Here is a 12547-nt window from a genome sequence, read left to right on the forward strand (position 1 = left end):
ACTCCTGTGGGTGAGTGGTGGGGCTGTTGGGGCTGATGAGGCTCGGTCAGGTGGTGAATCCGGCGACGCGGAGGGCGTGGACGAGGTCCCATCGGCGTTCCTCGGAGACGCCCCGCGCCGCCTCCAGCAGCAGCGGCACGAGCACCTGCGGGCCGGGCTCGGCGCAGCGGGCGGCCTCCTCGGGGGTGCGGGCGCGGACGCAGGCGTCGAGGAGCGCGCGTGCCTCGCGGTGGCGGCCCTCGGCGACGAGGGCGAGCACGGCCCGGCCGATCTCGGCGGCGGACCGTACGACGCCCTGGCGCAGCATCTGCTCGCCGTCGTCTCCTCGCCCGGCCGCGAGCAGCGCGTCTGCGGCGGCGACCAGCCGGTCGGCGGGCAGGGATGCCGCCTCCCACAGCAGGGTCGCCCAGTCGGCGCCCAGCCCGGCCCGCTCCATGGCGGGGGCGAGCAGCGGGAAGCGGACGGCGGGCCAGTGGGCGGCCTCGGCCAGCAGGGCGTGCGCCTCCCCGGTGCGGCCCTCGGCGCGCAGCGCCGCCAGCGCCTCGACGAGCCGGGCGACCTCGCGCCCGTCCGCCCGGGCCGGCGACTCGGGCGGCGGCTCCGCCGGCTGCGCGGCCCCGGCGAACCGGGCCCCGCGCGGGGAGCGGCCGCCGGCGGCGGAGGGTACGGGCGGGGCGGGTGCGTCCCCGGGCGGTACGGCGACGGGGGCGGCGTCCTCCTCGACGATCCCGGCGAAGCGCGCGCTTCCCCGACGCCGTCTGCGCTGCTTGCGGTCGGGCCCGGTGTCGTGCGGTGGGGCGGTCGCTTCCTGCGCCGGGGCGGGCGCCGCTTGCCGAGGGGCGGCGACGGACGCCGATCGCTGCCCCGGGTGGGGCCGGGCCCCAGGGGCCACCGGCCTCCCGGCACCGGGCCCGTCGGGGGTGACACCGGCACCGGTCCCGCCGGACACCGGCTGCTGCAGCCACCCGGTACCCTGCACGCCGGCCTCCACGGAACGGCTTTCCGGCCACGAACCGCCACCGCCACCAGACCCGACGACAGGCGAACGTCCCACCCCGCCAGGCGCGACACCAGCACCGGCCTCGCCGGACACCGGGCGGCGCAGCCCACCGGCACCCTCCACGCCCGCCTCCACGGAACGGCTTTCCGGCCACGAACCGCCACCGCCACCAGACCCGACGACAGGCGAACACCCCACCCCGCCAGACGCGACCCCAGCACCAGCCTCGCCGGACACCGGGCGGCGCAGCCCACCGGCACCATCCACGCCCGCTTCCACGGTGCCCGACCACGAGCCATCGCCGCCACCAGGCCCGACGACAGCAGAACGCCCCACCCCGCCAGACGCGACCCCAGCACCGGCCTCGCCGGACACCGGGTGGTCCGGGCTGCCGGCACCATCCGCGCCGGCCCCCGCGGAGAAGTCCCCCGGCCACGAACCGCCACCGCCACCAGGCGTCTGCCCCGTCCCGTGGGTGCCGGCGTCCGGCTGTGCGGGGAACCGTCCCGGTGGCGGCGCGCCGTTCTCGTCGGGGGCGGCGGCTGCGGCGGGGCTCTGGGGTCCGGGCCCGTCGGCCCTGTCGGTGGCGGCGCCGTGGCCGCTCCGCGCCGCGCCGCGCGCGGGACTCTCGCCCCCCGTCGGGCCGAAGGGCACGGCCCCGGTCCGGCCGCCGGAAGCGTGCCGGTCCAGCTCCGCCATGCGGGCCCGGAGCTCGGCGCACCGGGCGGTCGCCCGTACGTGGTCGTCGCGCGCCCAGGCGAGGTCGAGCCGGAGGGCGTCGGCCGCCTCCGCGGTGGTGGCCGAGGCGAGCAGCCGGCCCAGTTCCGCCAGCCGCTCGGCGGCGTACCGCTGCTCGCGGAGCATGACGTCGAGCCGGTCCCCCAGGGCGTCCCGGGCGCCGGGGAGGGCATCGTGAGCGGTGAGCGCCGCGGCGTGCAGGGCACGGGCGTGGTCCGTCTCCGCCGCGGCGGCCGCGGGATCGTACCCGGCGAGGTCCTGGAGGAGCGCCTCCAGCACGTCCCAGGGCGGCATCTCCCGCCCGTCCAGACAGGCCCGCATGCCGTCCGGGTCGCGCTGCCAGAACACCCCGCACCAGCCCGCGCCCTGGTCCAGGCGTGCCAGCAGGCCGGTCAGGTAGTGCGTGAACTCCCGCACCCGACCCGGCAGCTGTTCCACGGCCATCGCTCAACTCCCGCCCGACTGGAGCACTCCGGTCCGGTCGTAGGGAACACCAGCCGTGTTACGGCGTCGCTACAGGGAGTTTTCAGGGGCGGGCGTCACACAGCCCTCACACCGGCGTGAGCACGCACTGCCCCGCCAGTTCGTCCATGGACAGCCCGAGGGCGCGGGCCAGCGCGGCCACCGTGAAGAACGCCGGGGTCGGCGCCCGTCCGGTCTCGATCTTGCGCAGCGTCTCGGCGGAGATGCCGGCGCTCGCCGCGATCTCCGTCATGCTGCGCTCGCCGCGGGCCGCGCGGAGCAGCCGCCCGAGCCGCTCGCCGCGCTCGCGCTCTTCGGGGGTCAGGGGGTTCCGCACCATGCCGTCATTCTAATACCGGTATAGTAATTGGCATGGTGGAACTGAAGACGGACACATCGATCGACGCCATGCACGAGGCCGGCCAGGTCGTCGCGCGGGCCCTGACCGCCGTACGGCAGGCCGCGGACGTGGGCGTTTCCCTGCTGGAGCTGGACGCGGTGGCGCGCGAGGTGCTGCGCGAGGCCGGAGCCGGCTCGCCGTTCCTCGGCTACCGGCCCTCCTTCGCACAGACGCCCTTCCCCGCCGTGATCTGCGCCTCGGTGAACGACGCGATCGTGCACGGCATCCCGGACGGCTACCGGCTGCGCGACGGCGACCTCGTCTCCATCGACTGCGGTGCCCAGCTGGACGGCTGGGCCGGCGACTCGGCGATCAGCTTCGTCGTCGGCACCCCGCGCCCGGCGGACGTGTCCCTGATCCAGACCGCCGAGCGGGCGCTCGCGGCCGGCATCGAGGCGGCCGTCGTCGGCAACCGCATCGGCGACATCGCGCACGCCATCGGCTCGGTCTGCCGGGCGGGCGGCTACGGAATCATGGAGGACTTCGGCGGCCACGGCATCGGCCGGCGCATGCACGAGGACCCGGGGGTGCCCAACGAGGGACGGCCGGGCCGCGGACTCCCCCTGCGCCACGGCATGGTCCTCGCCATCGAGCCGATGCTGATCGGCGGCGGCCGGGACGACTACCACTGCGCCCCGGACGGCTGGACCCTGCGCACGAACGACGGCTCCCGGGCCGCCCACGTGGAGCACACGGTGGCGATCACGGAGACCGGTCCGCGCGTGCTGACGGCGAGGGACGGCCTCTGAGAGTGCCCCCTCCCCGGCGCTCCTGAACATGCCCGCAGGAACAGAACGTGTCATGTTGGGCATGACCGGCGCCCGGCCGGGTTACCCGGCCCCGGCACGTCGAGCAGCGGAGCAGCGGAGGACCCGAGACGATGACAAGCGGCTACATGGGCCCGGAGGGCGACCCGTTCGCGGAATTTCTCGCACGCTTCTTCGGCGGCCCTCGCCCGAGGCAGATCGACATCGGCCGGCTGCTGAGCCAGCCGGCCAGGGAGCTCGTGCGCGGGGCCGCCCAGTACGCCGCCGAGCACGGAAGCCGGGACCTCGACACCGAGCACCTGCTCCGGGCCGCGCTCGCCACCGAGCCGACCCGGAGCCTGCTCAGCCGGGCCGGCGCGGACCCCGACACGCTGGCGTCGCAGATCGACGAGCGGACCGGCCCGGTCCAGCACCCCCCGGGCGAGGCCCCGCCGCCGACCTCGCTCTCCCTGACTCCGGCCGTCAAGCGCGCCCTGCTGGACGCGCACGAACTGGCCCGCGCGTCGGGCACCGGGTACATCAGCCCGGAGCACGTGCTCAGCGCCCTCGCGGCGAACCCCGACTCGGCCGCCGGGCACATCCTGAACGCGGCCCGGTTCGCCCCCTCCGGCCTCCCGCCCGAGGCCCCCGACGCCACGAAGGCCCGCGCGGAGAAGCCGCGGACCACCAACACGCCGACCCTGGACAAGTACGGCCGCGACCTGACCGATCTGGCCCGGCAGGGCATGATCGACCCGGTCATCGGACGCGACGACGAGATCGAGCAGACCGTCGAGGTCCTCTCCCGCCGCGGCAAGAACAACCCGGTGCTGATCGGTGACGCGGGCGTCGGCAAGACCGCCATCGTGGAGGGACTGGCGCAGCGCATCACCGACGGGGACGTGCCCGACGTGCTGGTCGGGCGGCGGGTGGTCACCCTGGACCTGACGGGCGTGGTCGCGGGCACCCGCTACCGGGGCGACTTCGAGGAGCGTCTGAACAACATCGTGGGCGAGATCCGCGCCCACTCCGGCGAGCTGATCATCTTCATCGACGAGCTGCACACCGTGGTCGGTGCGGGCGGCGGCGGCGAGAGCGGGTCGATGGACGCCGGGAACATCCTCAAGCCGGCCCTGGCCCGCGGCGAGCTGCACATCGTGGGCGCCACCACGCTGGAGGAGTACCGCCGGATCGAGAAGGACGCGGCGCTCGCCCGGCGCTTCCAGCCGATCCTGGTGCCCGAGCCGACCGTCACGGACGCCATCGAGATCCTGCGCGGTCTGCGCGACCGCTACGAGGCCCACCACCAGGTCCGCTACACCGACGAGGCGCTGGTGGCGGCCGTGGAGATGTCCGACCGCTACCTCACCGACCGGCGGCTGCCGGACAAGGCCATCGACCTGATCGACCAGGCCGGTGCCCGGGTGCGGCTCCAGGCCCGTACCAAGGGCACGGACGTACGGGCCATGGAGCGCGAGGTCGAGCAGCTGACCCGGGACAAGGACCAGGCCGTCGCCGACGAACAGTACGAGCAGGCCTTGCAGCTGCGCGACCGGATCACCGAACTGAAGCAGCGGCTCTCCGAGACCGCCGGCGACGGCGAGGCCGACGAGGGACAGAATCTCGTGGTCGGCACCGAGGCCATCGCGGAGGTGGTGTCCCGGCAGACCGGCATCCCCGTCAGCAGCCTCACCCAGGAGGAGAAGGACCGCCTGCTGCGCCTGGAGGAGCACCTGCACGAGCGGGTCGTCGGCCAGGACGAGGCCGTCCGGGTCGTCTCCGACGCCGTTCTGCGCTCCCGCGCCGGGCTCGCGAGCCCCGACCGGCCGATCGGCAGCTTCCTCTTCCTCGGCCCGACCGGCGTCGGCAAGACCGAGCTGGCGCGGGCGCTGGCGGAGTCCCTGTTCGGCAGCGAGGACCGCATGGTCCGGCTGGACATGAGCGAGTACCAGGAACGGCACACGGTCAGCCGCCTGGTGGGCGCGCCACCCGGGTACGTCGGGCACGAGGAGGCCGGCCAGCTCACCGAGGTGGTGCGCCGGCACCCGTACTCGCTGCTGCTGCTTGACGAGGTGGAGAAGGCGCACCCGGACGTCTTCAACGTCCTCCTGCAGGTCCTCGACGACGGGCGGCTGACCGACTCCCAGGGCCGGACGGTGGACTTCACCAACACGGTCGTCGTGATGACCAGCAACCTCGGCTCCGACGTGATCATCCGGCGCGGCGCCGGCATCGGCTTCGGGGCGGGCGGCGCGGAGGCGGACGAGGAGGCCCGGCGCGAGCAGGTGCTGCGCCCGCTGCGCGAGCACTTCCGGCCGGAGTTCCTCAACCGCATCGACGAGATCGTCGTCTTCCGCCAGCTCAGCGGCGACCAGCTGCGGCAGATCACCAGCCTGCTGCTGGAGCAGACCCGCCGCATGGTGAGCGCGCAGGGCATCACCGTGGACTTCACCGGCCCGGCGGTGGACTGGCTCGCCGAGCGCGGCTACCAGCCCGAGTACGGTGCCCGTCCGCTGCGCCGCACCATCCAGCGCGAGGTCGACAACGAGCTGTCCCGGCTGCTGCTGGACGGCCGCGTCACGGAGGGCGGCCGGGTGACGGTGGACGTCGAGGACGGGCGGCTCGCGTTCCGTACGCAGGAGCGGCCCGCCCCCGAACTGTGACCGTCCCGCCGCTATCGCGCCGGGCGCACCACCATCGCCGAGCCGCCCCCGCGCCGCTCCTTCTCGGCGGCGGCCAGCCACCTGCCGTCCGGCAGGCGCTGCACGCCGGTCGCGGCGCCGATCTCCGGGTTGGACTTGAAGGAGTGCCCGATGGCCTCCAGCTGCCCGCGCAGTCCGCTGTCGTAGAGGCCGGGTTCGAGCTCGGTCTGGGCGGCGTTGCGCTGGCTGGCGCGCGGCGCGGCGATCGCGTCGACGAGCGGGAGGCCGCGGTCGAGGAACCCGGTCAGGGTCTGCAGCACGGTCGTGATGATGGTCGCGCCGCCGGGCGTGCCGACCGCCACGACCGGCCTGTCGTGCCGGTCCAGCACGATGGTGGGCGCGATCGACGACCGGGGGCGCTTGCCGGGACCGGGCAGGTTCGGGTCGTGCACGGCCGGGTTGGCCGGGGCGAAGGAGAAGTCCGTCAGCTCGTTGTTGAGCAGGAAGCCCCGGCCGGGCACGGTGATGCCGCTGCCGCCGGTCTGCTCGATGGTGAGCGTGTAGGCGACGACGTTCCCCCACTTGTCGGCCACCGTGAGGTGGGTGGTGCTGTCGCCCTCGTACGTCGTCGGGGCCGCCTTGCCGCCGCCCGCGCAGGACGCCGGGCGCCGCGGGTCGCCGGGGGCGAGGGGGCTGGTGAGCACCGCGTCGTCCTTGATCAGGCACGCGCGGGAGTCGGCGTACCGCTGCGACAGCAGCTCCTTCGTGGGGACGTCCTCGAAGGCGGGGTCGCCGACCCAGCGCCCGCGGTCGGCGAAGGCGATGCGGCTCGCCTCGATGAGGCGGTGCAGGTAGCCCGCCTTGCCCGCGTTCGACAGGTCGGTGCGCTCGAGGATGTTGAGGGCCTCACCGACCGTGGTGCCGCCGGAGGAGGACGGGGCGATGGAGTAGACGTCCAGTCCGCGGTAGGACGTCCTCGTGGGCGGCTGGAGCTTGGCACGGTAGGCCGCGAGGTCCTCGGCGGACAGGTCGCCGGGGCGGGCGTTCCAGCCGGAGTCCGGGTCGACGGGCGGCTTGTTGACGGTGGCGACGATGTCCTCGCCGAGGTCGCCGTGGTAGATCGCGCCGACTCCCTCGCGGGCCAGCTCGCGGTAGGTGCGGGCGAGGTCGGGGTTCTTGAACGTGGAACCGACGACCGGGAGTTCGCCGTTCGGCAGGAACAGCTCGGCGGTGTCGGGGAAGTACCTGAACCGCTTCTCGTTGGCCGCGGTCTGGGAGCGGAAGGTGTCGTCGACGGTGAAGCCGTCGCGGGCCAGCCGCTCGGCGGGCGCGAGCACGGAGGAGAGCTTCCTGCTGCCCCACTTGTCGAGGGCGGTCTGCCAGGTGGCGGGCGTGCCGGGGGTGCCGACGGCGAGGCCGCTGCTGACGGCGTCGGCGAAGGCGAGCGGCTTGCCGTTCTCCGTGAAGAGCTTGCCGTCGGCGGTGAGCGGCGCGGTCTCGCGGCCGTCGACGGTGCGCACCGTGCGGGACTTGGCGTCGTAGTACACGAAGTAGCCGCCCCCGCCGATGCCCGCGGAGTAGGGCTCGGTGACGCCGAGCGCGGCGGCGGTGGCTACGGCGGCGTCGACGGCGTTGCCGCCCTTGCGCAGGACCTCGATGCCGGCGGCGGAGGCGTCCGGGTCGACGCTGGCGACCGCGCCGCCGTACCCGACGGCGACCGGGGTTTTCGGGGTGGGACCGCTCTCGGGGCCGGGTGGGGCCGCCGCGCCCACCGACACCACGGCGGCCGAGACCGCCAGGACCGTCAGATTCCGTGCGACAGGGCGACGCATCCGCACCTCCAGGGAAAGGCCGTCCGGGCAGCTTAATTCATCGTCATGGCCGCGTCAGGGACCTGTCGAACACCGGTCCGCTCCGGGCCGCTAGCATGCGCGCCCATGAATGACGACGTGCGCAACATCGTCCTGGGAGTGATGGCGGCGGGCATCAGCGCCTCGCTGGGCTGGCTCGCCCGTACGTATCTGTGGAGGCGGAAGCTCCGGCGCAAGCAGGCGTTCCTCGGGCTGCCGGAGAACTCGGAGTCGCTGCTCGTCGTCAACCGCGATCCGGCCGCCTCCGAACCGGCGGTCCACCGTTTCGACGTGTTCGCGCTGCTGGAGCTGTCCGCGTTGATCAAGGACTGCAAAGCCCACGTCCAGGTGGTCACGCAGGACTCGGTGCACCAGGGTTTCGGCGAGCGCACCGAGTTCTGCGTGGGCGGCCCCGCATCGAACCGGCGCATGATGGCCCACATGTCAGCCATGCTCCCCGGGGTGCGCGTCAACGTCGACCCGGAGCCGGGCCCGGACCGCGGCGCCTTCCAGATCGGCGGCGAGCGCTACCGGCTGGAGTCCGGTGTCACGGAGTACGTCATGCTGGCCCGGCTGACGGCCGGCGACCGCCGCGAGGCCCGGCCGGTGTTCCTCTTCTGCGGCCAGCGCGCGATCACCAACCAGGCCGCCACCCGCTACCTCGCCCGCCATCACGAACGGTTGGCCCGCAAGCACGGCAACAACTCGTTCGTCCTGCTGCTGAAGGTGATCAACTCCCAGGCGTACGGCCCCGACGTGGTCGAACTCGTCGCAGACGTCACCCGGGCGGCGACGAGCCCGCTGCCGGCGGCGGCACCGGCTCCCCGCAGCTCCCACCGGGCCTAGGACCTGTCCGACGGTTCCCGTCGTCGCCCGGAGGGCGGCCCCGCGGCGTCGGGTGCGGCGAGTGGGGGTGCCCCCTGTGGGGAGCGTGCATGGCTCGAGGGGCGGACGGGAATGGTCGGACAGGCCCTGGGTGCCCCACCGTCACGCCTCGGCGACTTCCGCGTACAGCTGCGACAGCTCGGGCACACCGGCCGTGGCCCACTCGTGGCCGGCGGCCACGACGTCGAACTCCCGTCCGGATGCGAGCCGGACGACGAGCCTGCCGTCCGGCCACAGGTGCCAGGCGGCACCGGGCACGGTGCGGACGATGACGGTGCCCAGGTACAGCCCGGCGTCGTTGCCGAGCCAGGGGAGGATCTCCGCGTCGTCCCGCCAGCGCGGCAGCACCTGGTCGAGCGCCTCCAGGGAGGCCGCGGAGTCGTCGAGTCGGACGCCCTCCCTGGACGCCTGCGAGCGGAGCAGTTCGCACTCGGCGAGCAGGTCGGCGATTCCCTCGGGGTCGGGGGCCCGGGGACTGTCGCGCCGCTTTCCCAGGAAGGGGATGTTCATACCTCCAGCCTGTCATTCGTACCACCGTGCGCACCACAGGCGCGCGTACGGTACTTGCCCGGCGGTCGGCAGGTGACTACACGTCCAGGTCCACCACGACCGGCGCGTGGTCCGAGGCGCCCTTGCCCTTGCGCTCCTCGCGGTCCACGTAGGCGTCGGTGACCGCCTTCGCGAACGGCTCGTTGCCGTACACCAGGTCGATGCGCATGCCGCGGTTCTTGGGGAAGCAGAGCTGGCGGTAGTCCCAGTACGTGAACGGGTGGTCGTACTTCAGCGGGCGCGGGACCACGTCGGACAGGCCGGCCTCCCGCAGGGAGAGGAGGGCGGCGCGCTCGGCGGGGGTGACGTGGGTGGAGCCTTCGAAGGCGGCCGGGTCGTAGACGTCGTCGTCGGTCGGCGCGACGTTGTAGTCGCCCATCACCGCGAACGGGCGGCTGCCGGTCGCGTCGCCCGCGACGGCCGCGCGCAGGGCCTCGAACCACTGGAGCTTGTAGGCGTAGTGGGCGTGCTCCACCTCGCGGCCGTTGGGCACGTACACCGACCAGACGCGGACCGGGCCGCAGGTCGCGGAGATGGCCCGGGGCTCCTGCACGCCCTCGAAGCCGGGGTCGCCGGGCAGGCCCTTGACCACGTCCTGGATGCCGACGCGGGAGAGCACCGCGACGCCGTTCCACCTGCCGGTGGCGTGCACCGCCGCCTCGTAGCCCTTCTCGCGCAGCTCGTCGAAGGGGAACTGCTCCTCGGCGACCTTGGCCTCCTGCAGGCACAGCACGTCGGTGCCGCTGCTCTCCAGCCAGGCGAGCAGCCTGGGCAGGCGGGCGGTGATCGAGTTCACGTTCCAGGTCGCGATACGCATGTCCCACAACCTACCGGGCGGGACTGACAACCCGGTCCCGCCCGGGTGCCGGGCTGCTCACACCTGCGCGGAGTCCCCGGGGTTCAGGCGCAGGTGCTCCGAGCCGCCCAGCTGTCCGATCTGGCGGTCGTAGATCGGGCGGGCGAGGTCGGTGAGGAGGGCGTCGTGGATGTCGTACGCGCGCTGCGGCTTCACCTCGCGGACGTAGTCGATCACCTCGGAGATCTTGTTCCAGGGAGCCATGACGGGCAGCATCAGCGTCTCGACCGGGTGGTCGGGGACGGTGAGGGCGTCGCCGGGGTGGAAGACCTTGCCGCCGTCGACGAGGTAGCCGACGTTGGTGATGCGCGGGATGTCCGGGTGGATCACCGCGTGCAGCTCGCCGTGGACCTGCACGTCGAAGCCCGCGGCGGTGAACGTGTCGCCGTGACCGACGGTGTGCACGCGCCCCGGGAAGGCCGCGGAGATCTTCTCCGCGACCGCCCGGAGGGTCCAGATCTGCGCGGCCGGGTTGGCCTCCATGCCGGCGCGCAGCCGCAGCTCGTCGAAGTGGTCGGGGTGCTCGTGGGTGATGAGGACGGCGTCCGCGCCGACCGCGGCGTCCTCCTCGCTGAATCCGCCGGGGTCGAGGACGAGCACCTGCCCGTCCTTCTCGATGCGGACGCAGGCATGCGACTTCTTGGTGAGCTTCATGGCTCCATCCTGCCCCCGGCGCTCCGGCGGTCCGGCCGGGGCTCACTCCTGCGGCGTGGTCTCCTCGCGGATGACCTGCTGCGCCACCCGGAAGGCGCTGTTCGCCGCCGGTACTCCGCAGTAGACGGCCGTCTGGAGCAGCACCTCCTTGATCTCGTCGGGGGTGAGACCGTTGCGCAGGGCGGCCCGGGTGTGGGAGGCGAGCTCGTCCAGGTGACCGCCGGCGACGAGGGCGGTGAGGGTGACGCAGCTGCGGGTGCGGCGGTCCAGGCCGGGGCGGTCCCAGACCTCGCCCCAGGCGTAGCGGGTGAGGAACTCCTGGAAGTCCCCGGAGAACTCGTCGGCCCCCGTCAGCGCCTGGTCGACATGCGCGTCGCCGAGCACCTCGCGCCGCACCTTGAGCCCCGCGTCGTACGGATCGGGACGCCCCTGGGGCTGCGGCGGCACGACGGCCGGGGCGATCTCCGCGATGGGCGCGGCCTGCGGCGGCACGGCGGCCAGTGCGGGCTGGACGGGGGCGGCGGCGACGGCCGGTACGGCGGTCTGGCCGGTGGTGGAGTCGTGGGCGGGCTGCCAGGCTGTGTCGAAGTGCCGGACCAGCAGGTCGGTGACGGCCGCGGGCTGCTCGACCGGGACGAGGTGGGAGGCGCCGGGGACGACGGCGAGGCGGGCGTCGGGGATGCCGGCGACCAGGGTGCGGGCCTCGGCGGGGCCGGTGACCTGGTCGTCGGAGCCGACGAGGACCAGGGTCGGCACGCCGACGCGGCCGAGCTCGCTGCGCACGTCGAACGCTGCGAGCGCCTCGCAGGAAGCGATGTAGCAGCCCGGGTCGGTGGTCCGCACCATCTGCACGGCCCACTCGGTGATCGCGGGCTGGGCGGCGGCGAACCCGCCGGTGAACCATCTGTCGGGCGAGGTGCGGGCGATGGGGTCGAGCCCGTTCGTCCGGACGATCACGCCGCGCTGCCGGAACTCGTCGGCCGTGCCGAAGCGCGGCGACGCCGCGATCAGCGCCAGGGAGGCGAGGCGCTCGGGGTGGCGCAGCGCCAGCTCGATGCCGACCGCGCCGCCGAGCGCGCAGCCCGCGTAGCCGAAGCGCTGCACGCCGAGTCCGTCGAGTGTGGCGAGCAGGCGGACGGTGAGTTCGGCGACGGAGCCCGCCGGGCGGGCCGGGGCGCCACCGTGTCCGGGCAGGTCGAACCGGAAGACCCGCCACTGCTGAGCCAGCTCCGGGACCTGCCGGTCCCACATGTGCCAGGTAGCTCCGAGGGACGGTCCCATGACCAGGACCGGAGCCTGTTCCGGCCCGTCAAAGCGGTATTGCAGGGTTTCGACGTTCTTCTCACTCACCCGTTCACGCTCCCACATCTCACATTCCCTTCGTGAACGGGGGCGCAGTCACTCGCCAGACCTCCCCAGGTGTCCGCCGCCGGCCGCAGGTCGTCCACGTCCGGTTTCACGTACCAGCGCTTCGTGGTCCGGGCGTTGGCGTGGCCGGCCCACCGGGCGAGGAGGTGGTCCGGGACCCCGTGGTACGCCAGGTACGTCAGACAGCTCGCCCGGGCGTCGTACAAACGGACCCGACGCAGCCCGCTGCGGTCCATGACCTTGTAGGCCCGCTCACGCAGCTGACGTCCGTTGAGCGCCCTGCCCCGAGCGTCTACGAGAACGTAGCCGCTGTCTTCGTACCCCTGCCCCGCCGCCATCTTCTCGTCTGCCTGAGCAGACCTGAACGCAAAAGCTCTGGCGTTGCCCAGCCCGGCCA

General features: G+C 73.7%; 11 protein-coding genes. 3 read left to right on the forward strand and 8 right to left on the reverse strand.

The genetic code is table 11. The features are described from left to right. Positions 1-46 precede the first annotated feature (46 nt). Entirely contained in the window at positions 47-2182 is a 2136-nt protein-coding gene (locus tag IE260_RS01835) for a hypothetical protein (protein WP_189868622.1), read from the reverse strand. A gap of 106 nt (positions 2183-2288) precedes the next feature. Further along, positions 2289-2540, reverse strand: coding sequence for a helix-turn-helix domain-containing protein (locus tag IE260_RS01840; RefSeq protein ID WP_189868623.1), 252 nt, complete (start codon positions 2538-2540; stop codon positions 2289-2291). Positions 2541-2572: 32 nt separating this feature from the next. Here IE260_RS01840 and map point away from each other — a divergent pair, with 32 nt between their 5' ends. Together map and IE260_RS01850 are read left to right on the forward strand one after the other, a co-directional pair. After that, a complete protein-coding gene (gene map / locus IE260_RS01845; RefSeq protein ID WP_189868624.1) occupies positions 2573-3349 on the forward strand; it encodes a type I methionyl aminopeptidase in 777 nt (258 codons plus the stop codon). Between the two features lie 131 nt (positions 3350-3480). After that, positions 3481-6009, forward strand: coding sequence for an ATP-dependent Clp protease ATP-binding subunit (locus tag IE260_RS01850; RefSeq protein ID WP_189868625.1), 2529 nt, complete (start codon positions 3481-3483; stop codon positions 6007-6009). Between the two features lie 11 nt (positions 6010-6020). Here the strand turns inward: IE260_RS01850 and ggt are convergent, their stop codons facing one another. Next, on the reverse strand, positions 6021-7820 hold the full coding sequence (gene ggt, locus IE260_RS01855) for a gamma-glutamyltransferase (RefSeq protein ID WP_189868626.1): 1800 nt from the start codon (positions 7818-7820) through the stop codon (positions 6021-6023). Positions 7821-7925: 105 nt separating this feature from the next. Here ggt and IE260_RS01860 point away from each other — a divergent pair, with 105 nt between their 5' ends. Then, the gene (locus tag IE260_RS01860; protein ID WP_189868627.1) at positions 7926-8684 is read left to right on the forward strand and encodes a hypothetical protein; all 759 of its coding nucleotides are present in this window, start codon (positions 7926-7928) and stop codon (positions 8682-8684) included. A gap of 141 nt (positions 8685-8825) precedes the next feature. Here the strand turns inward: IE260_RS01860 and IE260_RS01865 are convergent, their stop codons facing one another. The 5 genes from IE260_RS01865 to IE260_RS01885 all read right to left on the reverse strand — a co-directional run bounded on the left by IE260_RS01865 (position 8826) and on the right by IE260_RS01885 (position 12488). Continuing rightward, positions 8826-9233 (reverse strand): DUF6278 family protein, encoded by a 408-nt coding sequence (locus IE260_RS01865; RefSeq protein WP_189868628.1) that lies wholly within the window; start codon positions 9231-9233, stop codon positions 8826-8828. A gap of 76 nt (positions 9234-9309) precedes the next feature. Then, complete coding sequence (locus IE260_RS01870) at positions 9310-10089, reverse strand: exodeoxyribonuclease III (protein ID WP_189868629.1); 780 nt, start codon at positions 10087-10089, stop codon at positions 9310-9312. Positions 10090-10146: 57 nt separating this feature from the next. Next, on the reverse strand, positions 10147-10782 hold the full coding sequence (locus IE260_RS01875; protein WP_189868630.1) for an MBL fold metallo-hydrolase: 636 nt from the start codon (positions 10780-10782) through the stop codon (positions 10147-10149). A gap of 42 nt (positions 10783-10824) precedes the next feature. Further along, the gene (gene pcaDC, locus IE260_RS01880; RefSeq protein ID WP_229880334.1) at positions 10825-12132 is read right to left on the reverse strand and encodes a bifunctional 3-oxoadipate enol-lactonase/4-carboxymuconolactone decarboxylase PcaDC; all 1308 of its coding nucleotides are present in this window, start codon (positions 12130-12132) and stop codon (positions 10825-10827) included. After that, positions 12129-12488, reverse strand: a complete 360-nt coding sequence (locus IE260_RS01885) for a tyrosine-type recombinase/integrase (RefSeq protein WP_189868632.1) — start codon at positions 12486-12488, stop codon at positions 12129-12131. Before IE260_RS01885 ends, pcaDC begins: the two co-directional genes overlap by 4 nt. Between the last annotated feature and the right edge of the window lie 59 nt (positions 12489-12547).

It is taken from the genome of Streptomyces viridiviolaceus (assembly GCF_014650995.1).
Classification (GTDB): Bacteria; Actinomycetota; Actinomycetes; order Streptomycetales; family Streptomycetaceae; genus Streptomyces; species Streptomyces viridiviolaceus.